The sequence below is a fragment of the Dietzia lutea genome (genome assembly GCF_003096075.1).
Lineage (GTDB): Bacteria > Actinomycetota > Actinomycetes > Mycobacteriales > Mycobacteriaceae > Dietzia > Dietzia lutea.
In genome coordinates this window covers 883,228-909,105 of the sequence record NZ_CP015449.1, presented here as the reverse complement: position 1 = coordinate 909,105, position 25,878 = coordinate 883,228, and the positions used below count along the sequence as shown (strand labels likewise).

At 71.7% G+C, this 25,878-nt stretch carries 23 protein-coding genes and 4 tRNA genes; 9 read left to right on the top strand and 18 right to left on the bottom strand.

The features are described 5' to 3' along the window. Positions 1 to 9 precede the first annotated feature (9 nt). From A6035_RS04135 to A6035_RS04105, 7 genes are all read right to left on the bottom strand, one after another. Positions 10 to 894, bottom strand: a complete 885-nt coding sequence (locus A6035_RS04135) for a LuxR C-terminal-related transcriptional regulator (RefSeq protein WP_108846737.1) — start codon at positions 892 to 894, stop codon at positions 10 to 12. A 181-nt stretch (positions 895 to 1,075) separates the two neighbouring features. Then, complete coding sequence (locus A6035_RS04130; protein ID WP_108846736.1) at positions 1,076 to 2,308, bottom strand: CobW family GTP-binding protein; 1,233 nt, start codon at positions 2,306 to 2,308, stop codon at positions 1,076 to 1,078. Continuing rightward, the gene (locus A6035_RS04125; protein ID WP_108846735.1) at positions 2,296 to 3,081 is read right to left on the bottom strand and encodes an enoyl-CoA hydratase; all 786 of its coding nucleotides are present in this window, start codon (positions 3,079 to 3,081) and stop codon (positions 2,296 to 2,298) included. Before A6035_RS04125 ends, A6035_RS04130 begins: the two co-directional genes overlap by 13 nt. A 74-nt stretch (positions 3,082 to 3,155) precedes the next feature. Continuing rightward, positions 3,156 to 6,395 carry an arabinosyltransferase domain-containing protein gene (locus A6035_RS04120; protein ID WP_108846734.1) on the bottom strand — a complete coding sequence of 1,080 codons (3,240 nt, stop codon included), beginning with the start codon at positions 6,393 to 6,395 and terminating at the stop codon, positions 3,156 to 3,158. An 83-nt stretch (positions 6,396 to 6,478) separates the two neighbouring features. Continuing rightward, positions 6,479 to 6,555, bottom strand: a tRNA-Phe gene (locus A6035_RS04115). 47 nt (positions 6,556 to 6,602) lie between these two features. Next, positions 6,603 to 6,679: transfer RNA gene (locus A6035_RS04110), tRNA-Asp, on the bottom strand. A gap of 214 nt (positions 6,680 to 6,893) precedes the next feature. Next, positions 6,894 to 6,966: transfer RNA gene (locus A6035_RS04105), tRNA-Glu, on the bottom strand. Positions 6,967 to 7,069: 103 nt separating this feature from the next. Here A6035_RS04105 and A6035_RS04100 point away from each other — a divergent pair. The 3 genes from A6035_RS04100 to phoU all read left to right on the top strand — a co-directional run bounded on the left by A6035_RS04100 (position 7,070) and on the right by phoU (position 9,256). Then, positions 7,070 to 7,145, top strand: a tRNA-Lys gene (locus A6035_RS04100). A 71-nt stretch (positions 7,146 to 7,216) separates the two neighbouring features. Next, positions 7,217 to 8,395, top strand: coding sequence for a tRNA dihydrouridine synthase DusB (gene dusB / locus A6035_RS04095; RefSeq protein ID WP_108846733.1), 1,179 nt, complete (start codon positions 7,217 to 7,219; stop codon positions 8,393 to 8,395). Positions 8,396 to 8,473: 78 nt separating this feature from the next. Next, positions 8,474 to 9,256 carry a phosphate signaling complex protein PhoU gene (gene phoU, locus A6035_RS04090; protein WP_108846732.1) on the top strand — a complete coding sequence of 261 codons (783 nt, stop codon included), beginning with the start codon at positions 8,474 to 8,476 and terminating at the stop codon, positions 9,254 to 9,256. A gap of 151 nt (positions 9,257 to 9,407) precedes the next feature. Here the strand turns inward: phoU and pstB are convergent, their stop codons facing one another. From pstB to A6035_RS04060, 6 genes are all read right to left on the bottom strand, one after another. Continuing rightward, on the bottom strand, positions 9,408 to 10,184 hold the full coding sequence (gene pstB, locus A6035_RS04085; protein ID WP_108846731.1) for a phosphate ABC transporter ATP-binding protein PstB: 777 nt from the start codon (positions 10,182 to 10,184) through the stop codon (positions 9,408 to 9,410). Positions 10,185 to 10,193: 9 nt separating this feature from the next. After that, a complete protein-coding gene (gene pstA, locus A6035_RS04080; protein WP_108846730.1) occupies positions 10,194 to 11,108 on the bottom strand; it encodes a phosphate ABC transporter permease PstA in 915 nt (304 codons plus the stop codon). Beyond that, the gene (gene pstC / locus A6035_RS04075; RefSeq protein ID WP_108846729.1) at positions 11,108 to 12,157 is read right to left on the bottom strand and encodes a phosphate ABC transporter permease subunit PstC; all 1,050 of its coding nucleotides are present in this window, start codon (positions 12,155 to 12,157) and stop codon (positions 11,108 to 11,110) included. The genes pstA and pstC overlap by 1 nt, the downstream gene beginning before the upstream one ends. Before the next feature lie 80 nt (positions 12,158 to 12,237). Beyond that, a complete protein-coding gene (gene pstS, locus A6035_RS04070; protein WP_108846728.1) occupies positions 12,238 to 13,347 on the bottom strand; it encodes a phosphate ABC transporter substrate-binding protein PstS in 1,110 nt (369 codons plus the stop codon). Positions 13,348 to 13,601: 254 nt separating this feature from the next. Next, positions 13,602 to 14,540: a mycothiol synthase gene (mshD, locus tag A6035_RS04065; protein ID WP_108846727.1), complete on the bottom strand. Its 939-nt coding sequence runs from the start codon at positions 14,538 to 14,540 to the stop codon at positions 13,602 to 13,604. Next, the gene (locus tag A6035_RS04060) at positions 14,537 to 15,226 is read right to left on the bottom strand and encodes a winged helix-turn-helix domain-containing protein (RefSeq protein WP_007632135.1); all 690 of its coding nucleotides are present in this window, start codon (positions 15,224 to 15,226) and stop codon (positions 14,537 to 14,539) included. The genes mshD and A6035_RS04060 overlap by 4 nt, the downstream gene beginning before the upstream one ends. Positions 15,227 to 15,310: 84 nt before the next feature. On the opposite strand from A6035_RS04060, the gene A6035_RS04055 reads away from it, so the two are divergent. From A6035_RS04055 to A6035_RS04040, 4 genes are all read left to right on the top strand, one after another. Then, on the top strand, positions 15,311 to 16,042 hold the full coding sequence (locus tag A6035_RS04055) for an LmeA family phospholipid-binding protein (RefSeq protein WP_108846726.1): 732 nt from the start codon (positions 15,311 to 15,313) through the stop codon (positions 16,040 to 16,042). 10 nt (positions 16,043 to 16,052) lie between these two features. Further along, positions 16,053 to 16,883, top strand: coding sequence for a sulfurtransferase (locus A6035_RS04050; RefSeq protein WP_108846725.1), 831 nt, complete (start codon positions 16,053 to 16,055; stop codon positions 16,881 to 16,883). Positions 16,884 to 16,929: 46 nt separating this feature from the next. Continuing rightward, complete coding sequence (locus tag A6035_RS04045) at positions 16,930 to 17,430, top strand: DUF8021 domain-containing protein (protein ID WP_108846724.1); 501 nt, start codon at positions 16,930 to 16,932, stop codon at positions 17,428 to 17,430. Positions 17,431 to 17,549: 119 nt separating this feature from the next. Then, positions 17,550 to 18,239, top strand: a complete 690-nt coding sequence (locus A6035_RS04040; protein WP_108846723.1) for a heme-binding beta-barrel domain-containing protein — start codon at positions 17,550 to 17,552, stop codon at positions 18,237 to 18,239. A gap of 85 nt (positions 18,240 to 18,324) precedes the next feature. On the opposite strand, the gene A6035_RS04035 is transcribed toward A6035_RS04040, so the two are convergent. Then, positions 18,325 to 19,233: an aminodeoxychorismate lyase gene (locus A6035_RS04035; protein WP_108849065.1), complete on the bottom strand. Its 909-nt coding sequence runs from the start codon at positions 19,231 to 19,233 to the stop codon at positions 18,325 to 18,327. Between the two features lie 38 nt (positions 19,234 to 19,271). Here A6035_RS04035 and ygfZ point away from each other — a divergent pair, with 38 nt between their 5' ends. Further along, entirely contained in the window at positions 19,272 to 20,435 is a 1,164-nt protein-coding gene (ygfZ, locus tag A6035_RS04030) for a CAF17-like 4Fe-4S cluster assembly/insertion protein YgfZ (RefSeq protein WP_108846722.1), read from the top strand. Positions 20,436 to 20,618: 183 nt separating this feature from the next. Next, on the top strand, positions 20,619 to 20,804 hold the full coding sequence (locus A6035_RS04025) for a DUF3073 domain-containing protein (RefSeq protein WP_108846721.1): 186 nt from the start codon (positions 20,619 to 20,621) through the stop codon (positions 20,802 to 20,804). Positions 20,805 to 20,961: 157 nt separating this feature from the next. Here the strand turns inward: A6035_RS04025 and purM are convergent, their stop codons facing one another. From purM to A6035_RS04005, 4 genes are all read right to left on the bottom strand, one after another. Next, a complete protein-coding gene (purM, locus tag A6035_RS04020) occupies positions 20,962 to 22,044 on the bottom strand; it encodes a phosphoribosylformylglycinamidine cyclo-ligase (protein WP_108846720.1) in 1,083 nt (360 codons plus the stop codon). A 65-nt stretch (positions 22,045 to 22,109) separates the two neighbouring features. Then, positions 22,110 to 23,759, bottom strand: a complete 1,650-nt coding sequence (gene purF, locus A6035_RS04015) for an amidophosphoribosyltransferase (RefSeq protein WP_108846719.1) — start codon at positions 23,757 to 23,759, stop codon at positions 22,110 to 22,112. A 136-nt stretch (positions 23,760 to 23,895) separates the two neighbouring features. Continuing rightward, complete coding sequence (locus A6035_RS04010; RefSeq protein ID WP_108849064.1) at positions 23,896 to 24,282, bottom strand: sterol carrier family protein; 387 nt, start codon at positions 24,280 to 24,282, stop codon at positions 23,896 to 23,898. Beyond that, complete coding sequence (locus A6035_RS04005; RefSeq protein ID WP_244192531.1) at positions 24,279 to 25,832, bottom strand: LssY C-terminal domain-containing protein; 1,554 nt, start codon at positions 25,830 to 25,832, stop codon at positions 24,279 to 24,281. The genes A6035_RS04010 and A6035_RS04005 overlap by 4 nt, the downstream gene beginning before the upstream one ends. Positions 25,833 to 25,878 lie beyond the last annotated feature (46 nt).

Sequence of the window (25,878 nt, the reverse complement as noted above, 5' to 3'; positions counted from 1 at the left end):
CCGAGCGGCTCAGGGCAGGGCGCCCATGCGCCGCGCGGCATTGACCGCCTCGAAGCGGGTGTGGGCGTCGAGCTTGCGCATCACCGATCGCAGGTAGCTCTTGACGGTCTCGGCACCGATGCCCATGTCGGCGGCGGTCTCGATGTTCGTCTTGCCCTGGGCGACACACGCCAGCACGTCGAGCTCCCGGCGAGAGAGGCGCGCGGTGGGCATCTCGGGCGGCGGCGAGACCATCTCCGCGCAGATCCGTTCGAGCTCGGCGCGGACGTCGGGGTCCTCGGTGCGCGAGGCGAGCATCCGCAGGCGGGCGTGGGTCTCGCGCATCCGCTCGTTGGACAGCACGTCGTCCCAGCGGCCCTCACCGGAACCGGGACCCACCGGGGCCGCACCGCGCGCCGCCAGCGCATCGTTGACGGCGATCTCCTGCTCGAGGGCGCGGGCGGTGGCGGCCATCTGGTTGAGGACCTTCTCGCCGAACCGCACCGACGAGTGCACGCCCGCGTAGATGACGGCGCGGACGTCCTTGCCCACCACCACCGGGATCGCGGCCATGGACCGCAGGCCCTCGGAGAGCACCGGGAGGTCGTACTCGTGGGTGATGACGCCGGCGCGCGGGTAGTCGGCCACTCCGACCGGCTTGCCGGTGGCCATGACGCGGCCGCCCACACCGGCGCCGTAGTGGACCTTGAGGTCCTTCATCGCGGAGGTCCGCATGCCGAGCGACTCGGACAGCACGAGCGTGTGCCCCTCGCCGACCACTCCCCCGATCGTCACGGGGATGCCCGTCGCCTCGCGCAGGGCCGCGATGGCGCTGCGCACAGAGGCGAGGTCACGCTTGCGCCGCTGGGCGTCGCCGGCGCCGATCGCGCCGCGACCGGTGTTGTCCTCGTCCACGAGGTCTCCTCCCTCGTCCGTGCAGCACCCCCGCCGCGGGCGGTGGGGCCCCCGTCGGTGCGACACTTCGCCGTCGTCAGCGCCACTATACGCACGTGGGCGGGGGGACGCCCAACGCCAACATGAGACGACCGTCAGGTTGACGGGGGTAGCGGCACAGGCTTTCCCGCCCGCGCACCGCTCAGGGGGTGAATGCTGGATCGAATGCCTCGGGATCCTCTGGATCGGCCAACATCGCTGCGGCCCCGGTGACCGGCGCCGCGCGCTGTTCGTCGTAGATCCACTCCTCCACGTCGCTGGAGTCCGGGTCGCCGATCAGGTACGGGTGCAGGCCCAGTCCGGCGGCGGGGTCGACCCGCTCACCGGGGGTCAGCACGGCCTCATCGAGGAAGCGGGCCACCTCGTCGTCGTCCATACCCACGCCGATCACCACCAGTCCGTCGGGCCCGGATCCCCCGGCCCGCAACTCCAACCTGCGGCCCACCAGTGCCACCTCGTAGCGGCGCGGGCCGTCCGCGCCCGCCAGGGTCAGCGTGCCCTTGGCGCGGTAGGCGCCGGTCGGCGGCGCGGAGACCGCGGCGAGGAACCGGCGCGGGTGGAGGTGGCCGGCGGGCGCGACGGTGACGGCCGTGTAGCCGTCGTGGAGGTGGGAGTGGTCGTGATCGTGTGCGTCGCCGCCCGGCGCGTGTCCCGCGTCCGGCGCGGCGGTGGACGCGGTGAGGGGCGCGGCGTCGGGTGCGGTGGGTTCCAGCCCCAGGAGCAGCCCGGCCGGAACGGCGGCGCGCACGGCGGGTAGCACGGCCACGCGCGGGGCGTTGGCGCGGATCGTCGCGCGGAGCTCGCCGAACCGTTCGCGGGTGACGAGGTCGCATTTGTTGACGACGACGAGGTCGGCCTCCGCCAGGTGCGCCGCCAGTCTCGGGTGGCGCTCCATGGCGTCGTCGAGGCCCTCGGCGTCGACCACCTGGATCATGCCGGCGTGCCGGACAACGTCGCGCGGCACGTCGTGCACCATCCGGGACAGCACGGACGGCTCCGCGAGCCCACTGGCCTCGATGACCGCGAGGTCCAGGCCCATCCCGGGGTCGGCCAGCCGGCCCAGCGTCCCGGCCAGCTCACTGGCGTCGACCTCGCAGCACACGCAGCCGTTGGCGAGCGAGACCATGGAGTCCACGCGGCCGGCCACTGCGGTGGCGTCGACGTCGATCTCGCCGAAGTCGTTGACGATCGCCGCGATCCGCAGTCCGGGCGCGCCGGAGAGCAGGTGATTGAGAAGCGTGGTCTTGCCCGCGCCCAGGTAGCCGGTCAGGACCAGCACCGGCAGCGGCTCGCCGGGGGCGCGGCGGGCGTCCGTGCGCCCGTCACCGCCCCCGGCGAGGTGACCGTGCGCGAGACGGTTGCTCAGCGCTTCCACTCGGGCTTCCGCTTCTCCGCGAACGCGGACATGCCCTCGGACTGGTCCTCGGTGGCGAACAGCGCGTAGAAGGCGTTCTGCTCGGCGAGCAGGCCCTCCTCGAGCGTGGTCTCGAACGAGCGGTTGACCGCCTGCTTCGCGGCGATCGCGGTGGTCTTGCTCATGGACGCGATCTTCTCCGCGACCTTGCGGACCTCGTCCAGCAGCTCGGCTGCGGGGACCACGCGCGCGACCAGGCCGGCGCGCTCGGCCTCGTCGGCGTCCATCTGCCGGCCGGTCAGGCACAGGTCCATGGCCTTGGCCTTGCCCACCGCACGGGTCAGGCGCTGGGAGCCGCCCATGCCGGGGATGACACCGAGGGTGATCTCCGGCTGGCCGAACTTGGCGTTGTCGCCCGCGATGATCATGTCGCACATCATGGCCAGCTCGCAGCCGCCGCCGAGCGCGAAGCCGGAGACGGCGGCGATGATCGGCGTGCGCGCGGCGGTGAGCCGCTTCCAGTCTCCGAAGAAGCGCTCGAGGTAGATGCCCGGGTAGCTCTTGTCCTTCATCTCCTTGATGTCGGCGCCGGCCGCGAAGGCCTTCTCCGAGCCGGTGATGATGATGCAGCCGACGCCCGGGTCGGAGTCCAGGCCCTCGACGGCCTCGACGACCTCCTTCTCCATGGCACTGGACAGCGCGTTGAGCGCCGTGGGGCGGTTGAGGGTGATGGTCGCGACCCGGTCGGTCTGCTCGACCAGGATGTTCTCGAACTGCTTCTCGGTCACGGACATGCGCGTCTCCACTCTGAGTCTGCCTACGTTTACTTGGAAGTCCTTGTAAAAACTCCGGGTCCGATGCTAGCCGGTCAGCGCGCGAGCGGCCCGCCGTTCCACAGCCCCGACCGTACGGCCTCGCCGTGGGTGACCGTCGCCTCGCTCGCCTCGGGAACGAGCGGCGAGTACCGCACGAGCGATCCCCAGTCGCGGTCCCAGTCGTGCTCGAGGTAGGTGGGCACGGTCTCGCCCTCGAGGAGGAGCTCGATGAAGCCGAGCGGCCCGCCGCCGTCCCACGCCTGCCACGTGTTGGTGGAGCTCACCGCCAGCCCGCGGTCCGGCAGCACGCGGTACTCGGGCAGCTCGTGGATGCCGGCGTACTCGTCGAACGGCCGCAGGCACGGCACGTGGAACGCCACCGCCCAGTCGGGCAGCACCGGTCGGGTGTCGCCCACCAGCTCCTGCAGCGTCATCAGCTCGGGCATGCGCGGCGGGGTGAAGGCGATCCAGCGCGACGGGTCCGGGTCCAGGTCGCGCACGACCAGCCGGATCGCGGTGGCGTCGTCGGGCAGCGTGTCCACGGGCACGCGCAGGTTGCGCCACGCGGGGGCCGGCCCGATGTCCAGGGGAAGGACGGAGCCGGCGGCCTCGGTGCCACCGCCGGTCGCGTACTCGACGCGCAGGGCATCGGGGGCGAAGGAACCGGCCACGGCGATGGTGACGAGCGGGTTCTCGTCCGACCGTGGGGGCAGCGGGTACCAGTCGGTGGTCGTCTCGGCGTTGAACTGGGCACCGGTCTGGTGGCTGCCCAGGACGGGCACGCGGGCGGGGTCGAGGCCGAACGGCAGGACGGCGTGGCTGCCGTTGATGCCCTCCCCGGCGCGGACACCGCCCTCGGTGCCGGCGGTGGTCGACGTGGTGTCGGAGCTCTCGCCGGTGCCCGGGGTGTCGGTGTCGACGTCCTGCGTCGCCGTGAGGTCGGTGGGGATACCGTCGGGCTCGAACCGGACCGCCTCGGCCCCGGCCTCGAGCTGGTCACGCGGCTCGCCCACGGGCGAGAGGAGACCGGCGTTGGCGTCCGGCTCGGCGAGGACCGCGTCGGCGATGCCGCACGGCTTGCCGGACAGTGCGCGCAGGTTCTGGAGACCCACCGAGTAGGCGGGGTACTGGTTGCGGACGGCCGCGGCCATGGAGGCGACGATGATGACGACGACGAGGGCTGCCGCGAGCCCGAGCGGGGCCCGCGAGATCTCGCGCGCGAAGCGACGGAGGGGCCCGCGGTCGCCGTCGGGCCGCTGCGGCCCGGTCCGCGTGAGGAACGGCTCGCGGTAGTGCAGCACCAGCGCGGCGAGGAGTGCCAGCAGCATGAGGCCGACGAACACCGAGGACAGGGTGACCCCGGCGACGGACGGCTGGGCCCCGCCCCACGGGATGCCGTAGATGGAGATGTACCACCAGCCGTTGGTGGACGTGAAGCTCAGTGCCAGGACGAAGAACACGGCGGCCAGGAACAGCATGCGGTTGCGCAGCGACCGGGTCGCGGTGGGCAGGACCGCCATGGTGACCAGGGCGGCGAGCGCCGCGCCGATGGTCGCGAACGCGCCGAAGTGGTGGGTCCACTTGGTGGGGTTGAGGGCCATGAACGCGATGGAGATCGCCGCCAGGCCCACGATGCGCCGGGCCGGCCCGATCGCGACGCCGGGGACGCGGCCCTTGCGGAACAGGATCGCCGCGCAGGTGATGAGCGAGAGGAACATGGTGAGCACCGCGAACCGTCGCGCGAGCGAGCCGTCCGGGGTGGGGTTCATGAGCCACTCGTAGCGCCACACCTCCTCGAACCAGCGGCCGGTCGGCCCGACGTCGCCGAGCAGCGCCGAGGACTGCAGCGTGGTGACCAGGGGCTGGTCCAGGAAGATGAGGTGCAGCACCCCGAGCCCGGCGGCCAGCAGGGGCGCCACGGTCGGGATCCACCCGTCGCGCCGCGCCCGCCGGATGACGAGCAGCAGCAGCGGGCGCGAGGCGGCGATGATGACAGCGATGCAGAACGTGCCCGTCGGCGCCGCGGACAGGGTGAGCCCGCCGATGATGAAGCCCGTCGCCGCCGGCAGCAGCCGGCCGGTCGCGAGAGCGCGTTCGAGCGAGACCCAGGTGGCCAGCACGCCGAAGGCGATGATCGGCTCGGGGCGCAGGCCGTTGTTGTAGGTGAGCCAGAACGCGAGGAAGACGGCGGCGGTGCTCCACCGGACGGCGGGCGCGCGGCGTGCGGCGATGCCCAGGCGCGGGATGACCTCCCGGGAGAGCAGGATCCACGATCCGATGCCCAGGAGCAGGGCGGGCAGTCGGAGCCAGACGCTGCCGAGCGAGACCGCGCTCATCGCGGTGTAGAGGTAGTACGGCATCCCGAAGGGGGCGTAGGGGGCACCGTAGTAGCGGAACACCTCGGGCATGTAGCCGCTGGAGACCGCTGCGCGCGCCTCGGTGAGGATGTAGCCGTCGTCGGCCGTGTTGGCGCCGATGACGTGCCACACCAGCAGGGTGCCCACGACGAGCAGGTCCAGCGGTCGCGGCTTCCACCAGCCCGGTGGGAGGATCCGGCGCGCCACCCGCCGATCTCGCAGGTCGAGCCGGTGCAGGGCGATGAGCGCGACGATGATGGCCAGGATGCCCACGACGATCGCGATCTGCTTGATCGCCGTCGCCTGCGTGGTGTAGCGGGAGTCAACCGTGATGTCGACGGACATGCCCTCCGGGGCCGCTCCCTCGAGGTCGGTGAAGACGCCCACCACCTGGGGCCGCAGGTCGCGGTCGAGACGGCCTCCGACGCCCTCCCCGTCGACGGAGAGGCCGACGAACTCGGCCCCGATCGAACCGGAGTCGGCGGCGACGCGGATGCTCGAGCAACCGCCGGGTGCGGCGACCGTCTCGGTCGGCGCGGAGGCGACGAGCACGTTGCGACTGCGCACCTCGACGTTCGGGCCGGCCACGGACACCATGAGGCCGCGCGCGCCGGCGTCCTCCCCAGCCTCGCGCGGCGCGGTGGAGACGAGGACGCCGTCCTCCCGACCCTGCTCGCGCAGCTCGGCCACCGCCGAACACGGGAGTTCCACCTCGATGTCGAGCGGGTAGTACGCCACCAGGGGCGCGGTGACCGGGTCGAGGGTGCCGCCCTCGGGCCAGCTGACGCTCGACGTGGTCTGCGTGACGGGGAGCAACGGCACGACGATCGCGAGCAGGACGCCGATCAGGCCACTGACAGCGGCGACGATCCCCCACCGAGGTCCCGTCTGGGATCTCTCCGGCACGACAGGGACCTCGGTGGCAGTCGATGGCATGGCGTCCACGCTATAACGAGGGGTCGACGATCCCCGAAACGACGAACGCGCCGGAGGGATAACCCTCCGGCGCGTCATGTCCGTGGTGGCCAGAGTCGGGATCGAACCGACGACCTTCCGCTTTTCAGGCGGACGCTCGTACCAACTGAGCTACCTGGCCATAAGACCACCGGCGCACCCGGTGAAACCGAATGCGCCGGTTGCCTCTGGCGACCCTGACGGGACTCGAACCCGCGACCTCCGCCGTGACAGGGCGGCGCGCTAACCAACTGCGCCACAGGGCCGTGCTCTTCGCACGAGAAAGAACATTAGTGGACGCCGCCGTCAATGCGCAAATCGGGGCCCGATCCCCCGGCCCCTCGCTGGTCAGCGCCACGTTCGGGACCGGGGTTCGCCCCACCCCGGTCCTGAGGTGGCGCGGCGCCGCGCCACCGTCGTGAGGGCCTGAACGCACGAGGCCCCGGCCACCTGCTCGGTGACCGGGACCTCGGCTGTGTGTACCCCCTACGGGATTCGAACCCGCGCTGCCGGCGTGAAAGGCCGGTGTCCTAGGCCGCTAAACGAAGGGGGCCTACGCCACGTCCGGGATCGCCGGTCCGCAGCGCGCTCCAGTGTAGGGCACCGCCCGCCGGGCGGATAAACCAACCGGGAGGCGGGGCGGTATCGTGACCGTCGCCCCTATAGCTCAGTTGGTAGAGCTACGGACTTTTAATCCGCAGGTCGTCGGTTCGAGCCCGACTGGGGGCACCACCGTGGTCGCCGGGTCGGCCGCTCGTCCCCCGATTTTGGACGCGCGCGCCGACCGCTGGGACACTTGGCCCATGTCCGTTCCCTCCGCCACCGCCTCCCCCGCGCTGCGCATCGGCCCGCTCGAGCTCGCGTCGCCCGTCGTCCTCGCGCCGATGGCCGGGGTCACCAACGTCGCGTTCCGCACCCTGTGCCGCGAGATCGAGCGGGAGCAGCAGGGTTCGGTGTCGGGCCTGTACGTGTGCGAGATGGTCACGGCCCGTGCGCTGGTCGAGCGTCAGCCGGCGACGCTGCACATGGCGACGTTCGCGCCCGACGAGTCGCCCCGCAGTCTGCAGCTGTACACGGTCGACGCCGAGTACACGTACGCGGCGGCCAGGATGATCGTCGACGAGAACCTCGCCGATCACATCGACATCAACTTCGGGTGCCCAGTCCCCAAGGTCACCCGGCGCGGCGGCGGATCGGCCATCCCCTATAAGCGTCGTCTGTTCCGATCGATCGTGGCGGCGGCGGTGAGGGCCACCGAGGGCACCGACATCCCGGTGACGGTGAAGATGCGCGTGGGGATCGACGACCAGCACCACACCCACCTCGACGCCGGCCAGATCGCAGTGGACGAAGGCGCCAAGGCGGTGGCGCTCCATGCGCGGACCGCCGCCCAGCGGTACTCGGGCGAGGCGGACTGGTCGCAGATCTCGCGGCTCGTCGAGCACGTCGGCGCGGTGTCGGACGTACCGGTCCTGGGCAACGGCGATATCTTCTCCGCCGAGGACGCCGTGCGGATGCGCGAACAGACCGGCTGCGCGGGCGTGGTGATCGGCCGCGGCTGCCTCGGCCGGCCGTGGCTGTTCTCCGAGCTGGCCGCCCGTCTCGCGGGCCGCGAGGCGCCGACCCCGCCCACTCTCGGCGAGGTCGCCCGGATCATGTACCGCCACGGCGAGCTCCTCGCCGAGCACCACGGCGAGGACAAGGGCATGCGGGACATCCGTAAGCACGTCGCCTGGTACCTGCGCGGCTTCCCCGCCGGGTCGGAGAAGCGGGTGGCCCTGTCCGCCGTCCGCACGCTGGGCGATCTGGCCGCGATGCTGGCCGACCTGCCGACCGACGAGCCGTTCCCCGCCGACGGCTACGGACCGCGGGGGCGGCAGGGCTCGCCCTCGAAGGTCCTGCTGCCCGAGGGCTGGCTGGACGACCCCGAGGACGACGCGGTGGCGCTCGCCGGCGCGGACGCCGAGAACTCCGGGGGCTGACCCCCGACACCCGGGGAGTTCACCGGGCGTTCATCGCGAGCGGCGATCACCGCGCTGACATGGGCGTATGCTGGCGGTATGCGTCTTGTCTACTCCGAAGAACTCGCGGATCTGGCCACCTCGATGGCCCGGATGTGCTCCCTCGCGACCGATGACATGGAGTTGGCCACCCACGCGCTGCTCCAGGTCGACCTCGTCGCCGCAGAGAAGGTCCTGCAGTCGACGTCGGAGATGTCGCGACTGGCGACCGAGAACGAGGAGCGCGGTTTCGCACTGCTCGCCCTCCAGGCCCCGGTGGCGCGTGACCTCCGCCAGGTGGTCACGTCGATCCAACTGGTACAGGACCTGGTCCGCATGGGCACCCTGGCGGGCCACGTCGCCAAGATCGTGCGCCGGCGCCATCCCGAGCCGGTTCTGCCCGAGCCGGTCAACGGCTACCTGGCGGAGATGGGCCGCGTGGCCGTCTCCCTCGGCCGCTCCGCCACCGAGGTGCTCCTCAACCGGGACCCCGCGCAGGCCGCGACCCTGGCACAGCAGGACGATGCGGTCGACGACCTGCGTCGCCACCTGTTCACCCTGCTCACCGTTCGCGAGTGGAAGTGGGGTGTGGCCTGCGCGGTCGACGTGACCCTGCTCGGCCGGTACTACGAGCGGTTCGCCGACCACGCGGTCGAGGTCGCGCAGCGCGTGATCTTCCTGGCGACCGGGGAGTACGCCACCACCCCGGAGAGCGATCCCGAGGAGCCGTCGCCGTCGAGCGAGGAGCTGGTACGCCGCTTCAACGAGACGGACCGTGCCTTCAAGCAGCGCATGGCGCAGCGCGAACCGGGTGAGGGCGACGGGTCTCCGCAGGGGGCCTGAACGGCGGGTGTCGTACTCGAGCGTGTGACGCATGACGGCGACTGCCCCGGTCGCGGCGCGGAGCCGTGACCGGGGCAGTCGTCTGTGCGTCGGGAGCCGACTCTCGCTGGTAGTGGGATCCTGCCGGGAGTCGGCTCGTGTCGGAGTCGGCTCAGCCGAAGCGGCCGGAGACGTAGTCCTCGGTCTGCTTGTTCTCGGGATTCGAGAAGATGCGCTCGGTGGAGTTCACCTCCACGAGCTGACCGGGCATACCGGTGGCCTCGAGGGAGAAGAACGCCGTCTGGTCGGACACGCGGGCGGCCTGCTGCATGTTGTGCGTGACGATCACGATGGTGAAGTCGTTCTTGAGCTCGGCGATGAGATCCTCGACCGCCAGAGTGGAGATCGGGTCGAGCGCCGAGCAGGGCTCGTCCATGAGCAGCACCTGGGGCTCGATGGCGATCGCGCGGGCGATGCACAGACGCTGCTGCTGACCGCCGGACAGGCCACCGCCCGGCTTGTCGAGACGGTCCTTGACCTCGTTCCACAGGTTGGCACCGCGTAGCGACTTCTCCGCGACCTCGTCGAGGGTCTTCTTGTTCTTCACGCCCTGCAGACGCAGACCCGCGACCACGTTCTCCTTGATCGACATCGTGGGGAACGGGTTCGGGCGCTGGAAGACCATCCCGATGGTGCGGCGGACGGCGACCGGGTCGATCTTCTTGTCGTAGATGTCGACGCCGTCGAGCTTGATGGAGCCCTTCACCGAGGCGCCGGGGATCTCCTCGTGCATCCGGTTGAGCGAACGCAGCACCGTGGACTTCCCGCAGCCGGAGGGGCCGATGAACGCCGTGACGGAGCGCGGTGGAACATGGAGGTTGACCTCCTTCACGGCGTGGAAGTCGCCGTAGAAGATGTCGACGCTCTCGAGGTCGAGTCGCTTGGCCATGTCGGGTCCTTACTTGGTCTTGGGCGCGAGCGCCTTGGCGGCGAACGTGGCTAGCACGTTCGCCAGCCCGATGATGATGATGAGCGTCAGGGCAGCACCCCAGATGCGATACTGGCCGGCCTCGTTGGGGTTCGAGAGTTGGTTGTAGATCAGCAGCGGCAGCGAGGCCATGTTGCCCTCGAAGACGTCGTAGTTGTAACGGGCCGTGTAGCCCACGAGGATCAGCACCGGGGCCGTCTCCCCCATCACGCGCGCGAGCGCGAGGAAGATGCCGGAGACCATGCCCGACAGCGCGGTCGGGACCACGACGCTCACGACGGTCTTCCACTTGGGCACCCCGAGCGCGTAGGAGGCCTCGCGCAGCTCGTCGGGAACCAGCTTGAGCATCTCCTCGGTCGATCGCACGATGAGCGGCAGCATGAGAAGAACCAACGCCAGCGCCACAGCGAACGCACTGAGGTTGAACTGCAGGACCGAGATCCAGATGCCGAAGATGAAGATGGCGGCCACCACGGACGGGACGCCGGCGAGGACGTCGACCATGAAGGTGGTGGGCTTGGCGATCTTCGAATCGGGGTACTCGACGAGCATGATGCCGGCCGCCACGCCGAGGGGGATCGAGATGACGGCCGCGATGAGCGCCTGCACGAGGCTGCCGTAGATGGCGTGGCCGACACCGCCGGCCATCGACGACGGCGAGACGAGGTTGAACGAATTGGCCCACCAGTCGAGGTTCAGGACCGCGGGCACTCCCGAGACGACGACCTTGAACAGCAGGGCGACCAGGGGGACGACGGCGAGGACGAAGCACACCGTGAACACCACGGTCGCGGCCTTGTCCTTGACCTTGCGGCTGCCCGAGATCGGCAGGAACGTGTCGGCCGGCTTGGCCGGCTTGGCGAGGTCGGGGGTTGCCTGGGACATCAGCCGTTGACCTTTCCACCGGACACCGAGCGCGCGATGAGATTGACGATGAAGGTGAGGATGAAGAGCACGAGCCCGGCGGCGATGTACGCACCGGTCGGCAGCGGGTGGTTGAACTCGGCGCTACCGGACGCGATCTTGGAGGCGAACGTGAAGCCGCCGTCGAACAGAGACAGCGTGCTGGGCGCGCTCGCCGCGCGGAGGATGATGAGGACGGCCACGGTCTCACCGAGGGCGCGGCCGAGGGCGAGCATGGAGCCGGCGATCATCCCCGACTTGGCGTAGGGGAAGCAGGTCATCCGGATCTTCTCCCACTTGGTGGCTCCCAGGGCGAGCGCCGCCTCCTGGTGCAAGGACGGGGTCTGGCGGATGGTCTCGCGGGACATCGAGGTGATGATCGGCAGGATCATGATCGCCAGGACGACGCCGGCGGTGAAGATGGTGCCGCCGCCGGCGATCGTGACGTTGCCGTCGCCGAACAGGAAGAACCAATTGAGGTTCTCGTTGAGCCACGTGGCGAACGGGACCATCCACGGCCCCAGCACGAGCAGGCCCCACATGCCGTAGATGATCGACGGGACGGCGGCCAGCAGGTCGATGAGGGCCGACAGCGTCCGTGAGAGCCGGGGCGGCGCGTACTGCACCAGGAACGTGGCGATCCCGATGGAGACGGGCACCGCCAGCACCAGGGCGAAGATCGAGCTCAGCACCGTGACCTTGAGCAGGTCGAGGATGCCGAACGACATGTTCTCCGGGTCCGTGGTGTTCCACACGGACGACGTGAAGAAGTTGACGTTGTTCTGCATGAGCGACGGCGTCGCCTGCATGACCAGAACGATCCCGATGAGGGCGATGAGCGCGACGATGACCGCGCCCGCGAAGACGGTGAGCCCGCGGAAGATCGCGTCGATCCTCTGGGACGCCCCGGCGTCGCGCAGGCCACCCCCGCCGCCCGCGTCCGCGTCCGACGCCGGGGCGGTGCCGTCGGCGGGCCCGCCGGACGAGGAGTTCTTGCCGGCGTCACGGTCGACGGATTCGTGAATTGTCATGAGACCTTCAGTCGCTCAGGTGGGAAAGGGGTCGGTCACCGCGCCCGACCGTACAGGGGTGGACGCGGTGACCGGAATTATCAGGAGATCTCGGAGATCGCCGTCACCAGCTTCTCGCGGAACTCGTCGGGCACGGGGATGTAGCCCTCGGGCTCGAGCTGGCCCTGGACGTCCTCGGACACCGCGATGTTGAGGAAGGCCTTGACGGCCTCGGCGGTCTCGGGGTCGCCGTAGCTCGAGCAGACGATCTCGTAGGTGGGCATGATGATCGGGTAGGCGCCCGCAGTATCGGGGACGTAGAACGACGAGGTGTCGATCACCAGGTCATTGGAGCCCTCGTTCTGCAGGGTGGCCGAGTCGATCGTGGTGCCGGCGGTCTCGGCGTTGAGCTCCACGCCCTCGGAGTCGGCCGGGGTGATGACCTTGACCATGCCGAGGTCCTGGCTCTTGGCGTAGGACCACTCGGTGTAGGTGATCGTGCCGGGCGTCTGCGCGACGGCCGCGGACACGCCCTCGTTGCCGCGCGAGCCCTCGCCCGTGCCGCCGTTGAAGGTCTTGCCGGCCCCCTCGGTCCACACCTCCGGCGCGGCCGCCTCGAGGTACTTCTGGAAGTTGTCGGTGGTGCCCGACTCGTCCGAGCGGAAGATCACGGTGATGGGCTGGTCAGGCAGCTCGACGCCCTGATTCTCCTCGGCGATGGCCGGGTCGTTCCAGTTGGTGATCTCGCCCTTGAAGACCTGGGCGAGAGTGTCGGCCGACAGCGCGACCTCGACGCCGTCCAGGTTGTAGGCGATCGCGATCGGCCCGAAGACGGCCGGCAGGTTCCACGCCGGGCCCTCGCACCGCTCCTCGGCCTGGGCGTACTCGTCCTCCTTCAGGGGCGAGTCGGAGCCACCGAAGTCGGTCTGGCCGCCGATGAACTCCTTGACGCCGGAACCGGACCCGTTGGAGTTGTAGTCCAGGGTCTGCCCCTCGCAGCTCATGGAGTACGAGTTGGCGAAAATCGTCATGGCGTTGTTCTGCGACGACGCACCCGAGGCGTTGAGGTTGGCCTTGCCGCCACACTCCGCGTCGGAGACCGCCTGAGCGGAGGTGTTGTCCCCGCCCGTGTTGTCGTCCGAGCACGCGGCCAGGCCGACGGTCGTGAGGGCGGCGAGCCCGAACAGGGCACCGGTGCGCTTGAGGTCCACAAAATCTCCTAGGTCCATCCGGCGGGATGCCCCACCGGGTCACGTTCTTGGCGATCTGATCGCAGGGTCGGACCGCACACACCGGCCCGACGGGGAGAGAACCTAAAGCTCGGACGTGAACAGCCCCGCGGAGGTAGGTGAACCCGAGATGAACTCCCTGCTCGCTCGTAGTTCACCCGGCCTGCGAACCTCGCCCGGCGAGGCCCCCACCTGGGGTGTCCCTGAGAACCGGCGTGCCGCGTCACCGCTGACGGTCACCGGGAGGCATACGTCACATCGCGGTGCTCGACGGCGAAACCGAGCCTCTCGTAGGTGCGGACCGCCGGGGTGTTGTCGCCCTCGACGTAGAGCACCACCGACTCCGCGCCGACGGTGTCCTCCAGGTGGGCGACGCCGATAGCGGTGAGGAGACCGCCGAGGCCACGCCCCTGCTCGGCCGGATCGACCGCGACGACGTAGACCTCGCCCTCGACCGGCTCCCCCGGCTCCGCGACGGTCTTGGTCCAGTGGAATCCGGCCAGCGTCGGCTGCGCGCCCGTGACGTCCACGGCGAGGAACACCGCGCCGGGGTCGACCCAGTCCACGGCGAGCCGCTCGTCGAGTTGCTCACGACTCCACCCGCCCTGCTCCGGGTGCCACGAGAACGCGGCGTTGTTCACGCGCAGGAACTCCGCCCGCGCGTCCAGGCCCCGCCAGCGCTGCCCACCCTCGGACGCGGCGTCGGCGAGCGTGCCGGTCTCGATCCCCTCCGCGGGGCGCGGATCCGGCAGCGTCGGGCCGTCGGCGGCGCGCCGGCGCATCATCAGCAGGTCGCGCGTACGCGCGAGGCCCATGCCGTCCGCGAGCGCCCGCGCGGCCGGCAGGTCCCCGTGGGCCCACACGGCCACGCCAGGTTCCGCCTCCAGCACCGCGCGCACGAGGGCTGTGCCCAGTCCCTGCCGGCGGTGCCCGGGGTGGACCACCAGTTCTGCGGACGCCCCGGGCCCGCTGCCCGTCAGCTGCGCGTAACCGGCCGGCTCGTCCGCGCCGCGGGCGCTCGCGAGAAAGTGACGGACGCGGGCGGACGGCGACCGCAGCGCCCGGAGGGGCTGCTCGCCCAGCGGGGCCACCCCGTCCAGCGTCTCGGCCTCCCCGGCCATCGCCTCCACCAGGTCGGCGGTGGCGGCGTCCATCGATCGTTCGTCGACCGTCATGCGTCCCCTCCCTCCTCGCGGCGGTCCGTCGGCCTGACCGCCTTGTACCCGACGTTACGGACGGTGCCGATGAGGGACTCGTGATCCGGGCCGAGCTTGGCGCGCAGGCGCCGCACGTGGACGTCGACGGTCCGCGTCCCGCCGAAGAAGTCGTACCCCCACACCTCCTGGAGGAGCTGAGCGCGCGAGAACACCCGACCGGGGTGCTGGCAGAGGTGCTTGAGGAGCTCGAACTCCTTGTAGGTCAGGTCCAGCGGCCGGCCTTTGACGCGCGCGACGTAGGTCTCCTCGTCGATCACCAGCTCCCCGACGGTGAGCAGGCCACCGTCGGCCTCGCCCTGCGTGGTGCGGCGTGCGGCCGCCAGTCGGAACCGGGCGTCCACCTCCGCCGGCCCCGTGGTCGGCAGGAGGATGTCGTCCAGGCCCCAGTCGCCGCTGACCGCGATCAACCCGCCCTCGGAGACCACCGCGATGACGGCGAGGTCGGCGCCGCCCGCGAGAAGCCGGCACAACGCCCGCGACGCCGCCAGATCACTCCGCGCGTCGACCAGCGCGAGGGCCGCGCCGGAGAGCTCGCCCAACGAGGAGGCGAGCGGCGGGAGCACACGCACCGAGTGCGGGAGCAGAGGCAGCGCCGGGATGACCGCCTCCGGGTCTGCTTCAGCGGCGAGGAGCACTACGTCCATGTCGCTTCCTCTCCATCCGGGGGGCCGAGAGGAATACTAGCGACCTCCACCCCCGAAACAGGGAGTGGAGTACACCTGGAGCCCATGAGGATCCCCCGCCCCGCCGTCGTCGCAGTAGCCGCTGTGGCCCTCGGCGCCTTCGTCACGGAGACGGTGTACGCCTCACGGATCGAGGCGGATCTGTCGACCCGGATCGCTCCCGCCACGCCCGGCTCGGGGCCACCGTCGGTCACGATCGGCGGCGGTCCGGGCTCGCGATGGATCGCCCCCGACACCCTCGCGTCGGCTGCGATCCGGATCGAGGGGGTCGAACGACCGGGGCTCGGCCCGGTCGCCGTCGAGGCGACGGCCACCGACGTCCTCGTGCCCGACGATCCGGCGGCCCCGCCGATCGCCGGGGAGTCGACGGTCTCGGTCCAGATCACCGGCGACTCACTCGGCCCCGCCCTGGGGATGCGGGACGTGCTGGTCGGCGCCGCCGACGACCCGAGCCTCGCGGGCGGGACCGAACACCGGGCCCGCGTCACGGGGACCCTCGAGGGGTCCGACATCCGCGTCTCGGCGTTCGTCGACCTCGTCGTCGACACCCGCGGCGCGCGCCTCGTCCCCGTCGCCCCGGCGACCGGCCCCGCGGGGTTCCCCGCCGGCGACGGTGAGCTCACGCTCCGCCGCAGCGCACTGACCCTCGAGCCCGACGTCCTGCCCCTGGGCGCCGCGGTCGAGGAGCTCACGGTCACCGGCGGCACCATCACCGCCGCCGGCGCCGCCGCACGCGGCGGAGCGCCGCTCGACGGTCTCGCGCGCCCCGGCCACTAGACTCGGCCGCATGAGTCGCGACGACGTACTGGTCAGCACCAGCTGGGCCTCCTCGCGCCTGGCCGACGACTCGGTGGTCTTCCTCGAGGTCGACGAGGACGTGACGGCGTATCACACCGACGGACACATCCCGGGGGCCGTCGCCCTCGACTGGCGGACCGAGCTGCAGCAGGAGTACACGCGCGATCTGGTCGACCGCGAACGGTTCGGCGCACTCCTGTCGCAGCGGGGGGTCACCCGCGACCACACCGTGGTGGTCTACGGCGGCAACCACAACTGGTTCGCGGCCTACGCGTATTGGTACCTACGCCTGTACGGGCACCGCGACGTCCGACTCCTCGACGGCGGTCGCATGCTGTGGGAGCGCGAGGGGCGCCCCCTGGAGACCGAGACGCCCCGGCGCCCGGTCACCGACTACGTGGCCGACCCGCAGGACCTGACGATCCGCGCGTTCCGCGACGACGTCCTCGCCGGGCTGGGCCGCGACGGCTTCGTGGACGTGCGCTCCGTGGACGAGTACACCGGTCGTCTCGCCGCCCCCGCCGGGCTGCCGCAGGAGGGCGGTCGCCAGCGCGGCCACATCCCGGGCGCGGTCAGCATCCCCTGGAACCGCGCGGTCACCCGCGACGGCACCTTCCGCTCCGACGCGGAACTGCGCGAGATCTACTCGGACGTGCTCACCGATACCGATCGGCGCATCGTGGCGTATTGCCGGATCGGTGAGCGGTCCAGCCACACCTGGTTCGTCCTCCACGAGCTCCTCGACCAGCCCAACGTCGTCAACTACGACGGCAGTTGGGTCGAGTACGGCTCCCTCATCGGGGTACCGGTCGAGCGGTGAGACACCCGCGCCACGCGCGGGCGTGAGGCTGGCTAGTCTCGATCTCATGTCTCTGCTGTCCCGTGCGCTCGGCATGGCCGGGCGGGCCTCGGTGGTCGCCGTCGGCGCCTCCGTCGCCTCCGCAGTCCTCGTGGGTATCGATCAGCGTCAGGGGGCGACCCCGGAAGTACCCGATCACCCCGGCCCCTACTCCCCCGAGGAGCGCGAGGCGGCCGTGCGGATGTACCTCACCGCCCTCACCGCGCCCGCCGCGGCGTTCCGCGTCCCGTTCGCTCCAGACTGCGTGCGGCGCGAGAACGGGCTCAAGACCGGCTTCAACGCGGCCCAGCTCCGGTGGGACCTCCACCTGCACCTGCAGTACTCGGTGATCCGTGAGGTGCGGGACATCGTCATCACCGTGGACCCCCCGGGCCGGGAGGGCGTCGTGCACGCGGAGTTCACGCTCGCCACCGTCCTGGGCGTGAGAGCCAGGGTCTCCGAGGACTTCGTCGTGCCGCCCGAGGACTGCCTCATCCACTCGATCGACGCCCGCATCGCAGTGGGCTGAACGCCTCGGGGTTAGGATTAAGCCATGGTGCTCTTCTTCGAGATCCTCCTGGTCCTCTGCACGCTGGCCATCCTGTGGGCCACCTGCTACATCGTCTACCGCACGGTCACCGACGAGTCGTGACGGAAAGCGGCCAGCCGAACGCCGGTGACCCCACGACGCCCACCCCTGAAGGGGTAGGCGGCGAGTCGGTGGTGCGCGGGTCCGGGAACGCTGCCGTCAACGCCGCCGCGCAGCGCTCCGAGGAGACCGCCCGCCGCAACATCCCCGCGTTCTCCGAACTCCCTGTCCCCGAGGACACCGCCAACCTGCGCTTCGGGCCCGACCTCCACCCCGGCCTGCTCGCCCTGCTGCCCCTCGTGGGTGTCTGGGAGGGTGAGGGAGAGGCGGACACCGAGGACCGCGGTCAGCACCGGTTCGGCCAGCAGGTGGTGGTCTCGCACGACGGCGAGAACTACCTGAGCTGGACCTCCCGCTCGTGGACCTACGACTCCGGAGGCGCCGTGGACGACGCGGCCTACCGCGAGACCGGGTTCTGGCGGATCTCGGCGGACGACCAGCTCGAGTTCCTCGTGGCCCACGCCTCGGGGATCATCGAGATGTACTACGGCGCCCCCATCACCCAGTCGGCATGGGAGATGGCCACCGACGTGGTCCTCGCCTCCCCCACCGGCCCCAAGCGGGGCGGCGCCAAGAGGATCTACGGGATCGTCGAGGGCGGCGACCTCGGCTGGGTCGAGGAGCGGGTCCACCCGGAGAAGGGTCTGGTCCCGCACATGTCCGCGCGGCTGCGCCGCGTCGCGGGCTGAACCGCCCGACCCCGCCCCGCGCAGCCGACCCCGCCCCGCGCAGCCGACTCCACCGCCCACCCGACGCCGGTCGGGTGGGCGGTTCTCATGCGCGTCCGACCGCGCGATCGACCATCCCGGCGACGTCGATCCCTGGGTCCCCACCCGGCAACGTCGTGTCGTCGATCCGGCGGACCCGGGCGTACAGCGTCACCGAGGACAGCAACCACATCGCGTCGGCCGACACGAGGTCGGTGAGCAGGAGACGCTCACGCCGCACGGGCACACCGTCGCGAGCGGCGACCTCCGCCATCGCGGCCAGGGTCGTGCCCTCCAGGATCCCGACTTCCGCCGGCGGGCTCAGCAGTTCTCCGTCGCGGGCGATCACCACCGTCGAGCGCGGCCCCTCGAGGACCTCACCGTCCGAGGAGAGATAGATCACGTCGTCGAACCCGCCCGCCGCGGCGTGCCGGAGGGCCGCCATGTTCGTGGCGTACGACAGGGTCTTGGAGCCGAGCAGCAGCCACGGCGCGGACTCGGCGGCGTCGGAGGCGTACCCCCGACCGAGGGCCGTCACGGCGATCCCCTCCGCCCGCGCCCGGAGCGCGAACCCGCTGACGGGCGCGACGGTGATGTACGCGGTCTCCTGCCCGCCCCGCTCGGGCCCACGGGACAACACCAGGCGCAACATCGCCTCGGTGCGGGGCCCCCACTCGCGCGCGGCCAGGTCGATCCCGGCCCGCCACGCCTCCTCCGACGGACCGGTGAGCCCCGACGCGGCTGCCGACCTCGCGAGACGCGCGAGATGCCGTTCGGGCTTCGCCGGGCGGCCGCCCACCACCAGGAGGGTCTCGAAACACCCGTCCCCCCGGACGGCGGCGAGGTCGTCCGCCAGGAGCAGGGGCTCGGCCGCCGGGTGGACCCGTGGCCGCGGCCCCTCCGGCCCGCCGGAGACCAGGACGACGACCCGGGTGTCGTCAGGTCGGTCGATCGCCGTTCCCGCTGGAGTGCCCATGAGGCCCACACTACGACCTGGTACGTACACTCGCGATCGTGACCGATCCAGCTGTGCCCGACCGGACCGACAGCCGCTACCGCAGCCCGATCCTGACCCGCCCCGGAGCGGTGGACGCGGCCGATGACTCCGCCGACGCCGGGATCCCCCACCACTACGGCGACCCCTTCGGCGAGCAGCGGGCCGCCGACTCCGGGTTCGTGATCGTCGACCGCTCCCATCGCGACGTCCTGACCATCGGCGGCGGCGAGCGGCTGACGTGGCTCGAGGGGTTCGTCTCCCAGCACGTCGCCGAGATCGGCGACGGTGGCGGCGGTGAGACGCTGGTGCTCGACGCCAACGGGCGGATCGAGCACCACGCCGTGCTCGCCGACGTGGACGCCACGTTGGTCGTGGACACCGAACCCGGCCGGGGCGAGTCGCTGCTGCAGTTCCTCACCAAGATGGTCTTCTGGGCCGACGCGGCCCCCGCGGACGCCGACCTCGCGGTCCTCACCCTCGCCGGGGCGGCCCTGCCCGCCACCCTCACCTCGCCCGACGGCACCGAAGTGGACCTCCCGACCGGCGACTACGCGAGCATGGCGCTGCCGGGTGGCGGGATCGCCCGCCGGATGCCGTGGCCCCAGGCGGGCTCGGTCGACCTGGTGGTCCCGCGCCCGGCGCTGACGGCATGGTTCACCGCCGCGGTCGACGCGGGCGCCCGGCCCGCGGGTTCCTGGGCGTTCGAGGCGCTGCGTGCGGCCGGGACGACCCCGCCGAGGGGTCGCCTGGGCGTGGACACCGACGAGAAGACGATCCCCCACGAGATCCCCACCTGGATCGGCGACGTGGCCCAGCAGGGCGCGGTGCACCTGGACAAGGGTTGCTACCGGGGCCAGGAGACGGTGTCCCGGGTCCACAACCTCGGACGCTCCCCCCGCGTCCTCGTGCGGCTGCAGCTGGACGGGTCGAGCGGCGACGAGCTGCCCGCGGTCGGCGCCGAGGTCCGCGCCGGTGGCCGCCCGGTCGGCCGCGTCGGCACGGTGGTCCAGCACCACGAGGACGGCCCGGTCGCCCTGGCCCTGCTCAAGCGGGCGGTCCCCATGGACTCGGCCCTCGAGATCGACGGGGTGGACGCCGCCGTCGACCCCGACACCGCCCCGCAGGACGGCGGCCCCCAGGCCGGCCGTGAGGCGATCCGCCGGCTCCGCGGCCAGGCCTGACGGCTCCGCGGCCCCGGCCTGACGGCCCCGCCCACCCCCGTGTGTGGCCGACCCACGTGCCGCTCCGCGACACCCGGGCGGACATTCCGCGCCGGGCACGCTATCCTGTGGGCAGGCAGATACTCACACTTGCAATGGGCACCCCCGAGGTGGCCCAGCACCGTTTCCGAGGGGGTCAGGTCAATGGGCCGAGGCCGCGCGAAGGCGAAGCAGACCAAGGTCGCTCGCGAACTCAAGTACAACACTCCGCAGACGGACCTAGAACGTCTCCAGCAGGAGTTGTCGGGTGGGGGGTCGTCCATGCGGCTCAACACCGACGAGGACGACGATCCCTACGGGTCGTGGTCCGACGGCTCCACCAGGTACTGACCACTCCCGCTCCCGCCAGACCTCTCGTGGGCCGGGCATCCCACCACGGATGCCCGGCCCCGTACGTGGCGCGGGCGGGGATCCACGTACGACGACAGCGACCCGGCCGGAACTGCCCCGGCCGGGTCGCTGTCGTCGTACGGTCCGCGTGATGCGGTCAGAACCGGGCGTGTGAGCCCTCGAGCACGACGCGGGGCGCGTCGGCGTCCTCGCCGGCCTTCTCCACGCGGCCGATCACCCAGTTCTCCACGTGGCGGGCGGTGAGGACGGCCTGGGCCCGGTCCACGTCCTCCTCGGGCAGGACGGCGACCATGCCCACACCCATGTTGAACGTGCGCTCCATCTCCGCCTGCTCGACGCGGCCGTGGTGCGCGATCGTGCCGAACACCGCGGGCACGGGCCACCGACCGCGGTCGAGCCGCGCGACCAGACCGCGCGGCATGACGCGGGCCAGGTTCTCGGCCAGGCCACCGCCGGTGACGTGGCTGAACACCCGGACGTCGGTCTCGGCGATGAGGCTCAGGCAGTCGAGCGCGTAGATCCGCGTCGGCTCGAGCAGCTCCTCGCCCAGCGTGCGGCCGAACTCCTCGACGTGTCCCTCGAGGGGCAGCCGCGCGAGGTCGAGCAGCACGTGGCGGGCCAGGGAGTACCCGTTGGAGTGCAGCCCCGAGGACGCCATCCCGACGATGACGTCGCCCGGCCGGACGTTCTCGGCCTGAAGGATCTCGTCGGCCTCCACGATCCCCACGCCGGTGGCGGAGATGTCGTACTCGCCCGGAGCCATGAGGCCCGGGTGCTCGGCGGTCTCGCCGCCCAGCAGCGCGCAACCGGCACGGACGCACCCCTCGGCGATGCCCTCGACGATGTCGGCGACGTGCTCGGGGACGACCCTGCCGATCGCGATGTAGTCCTGCAGGAAGAGCGGCTCGGCGCCGCACACCACGAGGTCGTCGACGACCATGGCGACCAGGTCGATCCCGACCGTGTTGTGCACGTCCATCGCCTGGGCGACCGCGATCTTGGTGCCGACGCCGTCCGTGGACGAGGCCAGCAGCGGCTGGCGGTAGGTGTTCTTCAGCGAGAACAGCCCGGCGAAGCCACCGAGGCCTCCCATCACCTCCGGCCGGGTCGCCCGCCTGGCGTGCGGCGCGAACAGCTCCACCGCGCGCTCACCCGCGTCGATGTCGACGCCGGCGGCGGCGTACGAGGCGCCGGTCGGGGGGTGTGGGTTCTCGGTCATGTGGTGTCTCTCCTCGTCGGCGCCGCTCTCGGGCGCCCGGTGGGGGTCGGCGGTCGACGCCGGTGTCAGAGCCTGTGGACGGCGTCCGCGCTCTCGCTGCGGTCCGGGGCCTCGGCGATCTCCAGCTCGTCGACCTCAGCGGCGAGCGCACGCACGGCCGCGCTCATGGCAGAGTCGTCGGGGAGTTCGATGGGATAGTGCCCGTCGAAACACGCCGCGCACAGCTCGTCGCTGCGCTGGCCGCTCGCCTCGATCATCCCGTCGACGGAGACGTACCCGAGACTGTCCGCGCCGATCGCGCGGCGGACACCCTCGAGCATCCCGTCCGACGCGTCGACGCCGTTGGCGATGAGTTCCGCCGGGCTGGCGAAGTCGATGCCGTAGAAACACGGCCAGCGCACCGGCGGCGAGGCGATCCGGACGTGCACCTCGAGGGCGCCCGCCTCGCGCAGCATCCGCACCAGGGCGCGCTGCGTGTTGCCACGGACGATCGAGTCGTCCACCACCACCAGGCGCTGCCCTCGGATCACCTCGCGCAGGGGGTTGAGCTTGAGGCGGATGCCCAGCTGCCGGATGGTCTGGCTGGGCTGGATGAACGTGCGGCCCACGTAGGCGTTCTTCGTGAGCCCCTGCGCGAACGGGATGCCCGAGCCCTGGGCGTACCCGACGGCCGCCGGCGTGCCGGACTCGGGCACCGGGATGACCAGGTCGCCGTCGGCGGGGTGCTCGCGGGCCAGCCGGCGACCGATCTCGACGCGGGCGGAGTTGACCAGACGCTGGTTGATCACCGAGTCCGGCCGGGCCAGGTAGACGTACTCGAAGACACACGTCTTGGGGGTCGGGGGCGAGAGCTTGCGGGACCGTACGCCGTCGGCGTCGATCGCGATGAGCTCGCCGGGCTCGATGTCGCGGACGAACGAGGCGCCCACGATGTCCAGGGCGGAGGTCTCCGAGGAGACCACCCACCCGCGCTCCAGGCGACCGAGCGCCAGCGGGCGGACCCCGTGCGGGTCACGCGCCGCGTACAGAGTGTTCTCGTCGGAGAAGGTGAGGCAGTAGGCGCCCCGCAGGTGCGGGAGCAGGCGGGCGGCGGCCTCCTCCAGCCCGCCCTCCCGGGCCTCGTGCGCGAGCAGGGTGGAGATGATGTCCGAGTCCGAGTGCGCGCTGTCCTCGGTGTACCCGCGGATGCCCAGCTCGGTGGCGTCTCGCTTGAGCTCGCGGGTGTTGACGAGGTTGCCGTTGTGCCCGAGGACCACGGAACCGCCCTCGGTGGTGGGGCGGAACATCGGCTGGGCGTTGTCCCAGCTCGCCGCGCCCGTGGTCGAGTACCGGCAGTGGCCGATCGCGACATGGCCGTGCATCGACTCGAGCGTCTTCTCGTCGAAGACCTGGCTGACGAGGCCGAGGTCCTTGTAGACGAGGACCTGCTCGCCGTCGGCGACGGCGATGCCGGCCGCCTCCTGGCCGCGGTGCTGCAGCGCGTACAGGCCGTAGTAGGTGAGTTTGGCGACGTCCTCGCCGGGGGCCCACACCCCGAAGACGCCGCACTCCTCGACGGGGCCGATGCGTTCGGTGTCGATCGGCAGACCCGCCGGTCCGGGCGCGGACGGGTCCGGCAGCCCGAGCCCCACGGCTGCGGGGCCGCCGGTACGGCGCAGTGCCCCGGACGGTGCCGGACGTGACGACGTGCTCTCCACCAGCTGGTGCTCCCTCACGGCTTTCGGGACTCCCCGCCCGGACGGACCCCGACGGTGTGTGCTGCAAGTCTACGTTCCCGGACCCCCGTGACCCCAAAGCCAGCCGCGACACCCCCTCCACACGGCGGGCGACCGGACCATACGACGGCGGCGGTCACGCCCGGCGGACGACGGGCAGGCCCGCCGCGACCGCGGCCGCCCGCGTCCCCGAGGCGCGCACCCGCCCCTCGGCGACGGCGGTCTCCCACGTCACCCGGCCCGTGGCCAGTTCCAGCCACGTCCGCGGGTCCGTCTCGACGACGTTGGGCGGACTCCCCCGCGTGTGCCTCGGCCCCTCGACGCACTGCGCGGCGGCGTACGGGGGCACACGGACCTCCACCGACCGCCCCGGCAGTTCGGCCGCGAGGCTCTCCACGGTGCCGCGGACCGCCGCCGCGAGGGCCGACCGACCCGGTCTGGCGTTCGTCTCGTCGTCGTCGAGCCAGGGGGCCACCGCCTCGACGGCCGCCCGCACCGCCGCGGCGTCGGGGACGCGGCTCACGCCGGGGCCCCCGCGCCGACCGGCAGGGCCCGCCGGCGCGCACGCCGCTCCTGCGCGGTGCGCCGGCTCCACGTGCGCGCGGGACGGCTGGTGAGCAACAACAGGATGAGGACGTTCACGGCGAGGACAGGATATCCGCCGAGGAAGGTGTCCTGTTCGGCGTCGGTGGTCAGGCGCCCGTACTCGGTGGAGATCGTGCTCACCACCGTCATCGCCAGCAGCCACACTCGCGGCCGCGCGTATCCCAGCCACGTGAGCAGCGCGAGGACGGCCATCGCCCCGTACACGGCGCCGATGAACACCGCGAGCGCCATGACGGCCGGCACGACCTCGGACTCGTCCAGGCCGGCGAACTCCTCGAGGTCGGCCCCACCCAGCACGTCGCGCAGCGCCAGCACGGTCAGGACGAGCACGGTCACCGCGACCAGCGCGCATCCCGCCGTCAGCGCGGCGGGGCGCGGCAGGTGCCCGGGGTCGGGGGCCGCGTCGTCGGCCGGGCGGTCCGGGTCGCCCGACGCGATCCCGCCCTCCGCCCGGGGGTCGTCGTACCCGCGCGCCGCCCGGACCACCCCGGGCGGCAGCTCCGCCGCCGACACCTCGGACACGGGCACGGCGCGCAGATCCACGACCGGCAGATCGCCGTCGGTACGGATCGCGTCACCGCCGCCGTTGCGGGAGTGGTAGCCGGCCGAGAAGTTCTCCAGCACCCGCACCCCCGCCTCGGGCACGTGGTAGCGGATCGAGTCGACGATGTAGTCCCGCTCGACGTCGATGTCCGCGTCGATCTTGTGGGTGACCTGCAGCGTGAACAGCGACAGGCCCACCGCGCGGTCGTACGTGCCGGCGCCCAGCCACTGCACCCGGTGGCCGCCCGGCAGGAGCCAGCCGTCGGGGCAGCGCCAGAACCGGACGTGGTGCCGTCGGGAGGCGTTGCCCTCGATCTCCTGCTGGTAGGCCAGGCACTGTCGCCGGCCGAAGAGCGTGAGGGGGCTCACCGGCGCGGACGGGTACGACCGTCGCAGCACCGACGACAGGACAATGCCCCACGACGAGCGAACCGTGACGTCGTCGGCCAGCACCCAGCCGCACGCGGTCATCGCCTCGTGGATCTGCCGCGCCGTGCCGTCCACCGCGAGGTTCACCGGATCCCCCAGCAGGCCGTCGGAGGTGCGGGTGCGCGCGATGAAGTAGCCGGGCACGTACACCGACGTGATGAGCGTCTGCAGCCGCGGCAGGACGAGATAGGCCACCAGCGCCCAGAACGGGACGAGCAGGAACAGGTGCCACCACGCGTGGTGCCACACGTCGTCCAGGAGCCGCCAGCCCAGCCACGCCGCCGCGACCGTGGCCAGGGCGAAGAACACGGTGTCGATCACGGTCCCGGGCAGCGGCGGTCGCACCGTGTCGTCGCGGACCTTCGACGGCGGGCTGACGTAGACGGGCGGCCCGGCGGGAACCGGCGCGGCCGGGGACGCGGGCGGGGCGGCGGGCGATGCCGCGGGGGCGGCGTCGCCGTCGGCAGCCGACGCCGTGCGCTCGCTGGTGGACATGGCTCGACGATAGCGTCCGGTACGCCCCGCCGGACCGCGGATCGCT

What these genes read in the sequence shown, in the direction of transcription:
- A6035_RS04125 (WP_108846735.1), bottom strand. Translation starts at nt 3,081, where the DNA reads ATGTCCGTGACCGAGAAGCAGTTCGAGAACATCCTGGTCGAGCAGACC.
- A6035_RS04120 (WP_108846734.1), bottom strand. Translation starts at nt 6,395, where the DNA reads ATGCCATCGACTGCCACCGAGGTCCCTGTCGTGCCGGAGAGATCCCAG.
- dusB (WP_108846733.1), top strand. Translation starts at nt 7,217, where the DNA reads ATGTCCGTTCCCTCCGCCACCGCCTCCCCCGCGCTGCGCATCGGCCCG.
- phoU (WP_108846732.1), top strand. Translation starts at nt 8,474, where the DNA reads ATGCGTCTTGTCTACTCCGAAGAACTCGCGGATCTGGCCACCTCGATG.
- pstB (WP_108846731.1), bottom strand. Translation starts at nt 10,184, where the DNA reads ATGGCCAAGCGACTCGACCTCGAGAGCGTCGACATCTTCTACGGCGAC.
- pstA (WP_108846730.1), bottom strand. Translation starts at nt 11,108, where the DNA reads ATGTCCCAGGCAACCCCCGACCTCGCCAAGCCGGCCAAGCCGGCCGAC.
- pstC (WP_108846729.1), bottom strand. Translation starts at nt 12,157, where the DNA reads ATGACAATTCACGAATCCGTCGACCGTGACGCCGGCAAGAACTCCTCG.
- mshD (WP_108846727.1), bottom strand. Translation starts at nt 14,540, where the DNA reads ATGACGGTCGACGAACGATCGATGGACGCCGCCACCGCCGACCTGGTG.
- A6035_RS04060 (WP_007632135.1), bottom strand. Translation starts at nt 15,226, where the DNA reads ATGGACGTAGTGCTCCTCGCCGCTGAAGCAGACCCGGAGGCGGTCATC.
- A6035_RS04055 (WP_108846726.1), top strand. Translation starts at nt 15,311, where the DNA reads ATGAGGATCCCCCGCCCCGCCGTCGTCGCAGTAGCCGCTGTGGCCCTC.
- A6035_RS04050 (WP_108846725.1), top strand. Translation starts at nt 16,053, where the DNA reads ATGAGTCGCGACGACGTACTGGTCAGCACCAGCTGGGCCTCCTCGCGC.
- A6035_RS04045 (WP_108846724.1), top strand. Translation starts at nt 16,930, where the DNA reads ATGTCTCTGCTGTCCCGTGCGCTCGGCATGGCCGGGCGGGCCTCGGTG.
- A6035_RS04035 (WP_108849065.1), bottom strand. Translation starts at nt 19,233, where the DNA reads ATGGGCACTCCAGCGGGAACGGCGATCGACCGACCTGACGACACCCGG.
- A6035_RS04025 (WP_108846721.1), top strand. Translation starts at nt 20,619, where the DNA reads ATGGGCCGAGGCCGCGCGAAGGCGAAGCAGACCAAGGTCGCTCGCGAA.
- purM (WP_108846720.1), bottom strand. Translation starts at nt 22,044, where the DNA reads ATGACCGAGAACCCACACCCCCCGACCGGCGCCTCGTACGCCGCCGCC.
- A6035_RS04005 (WP_244192531.1), bottom strand. Translation starts at nt 25,832, where the DNA reads ATGTCCACCAGCGAGCGCACGGCGTCGGCTGCCGACGGCGACGCCGCC.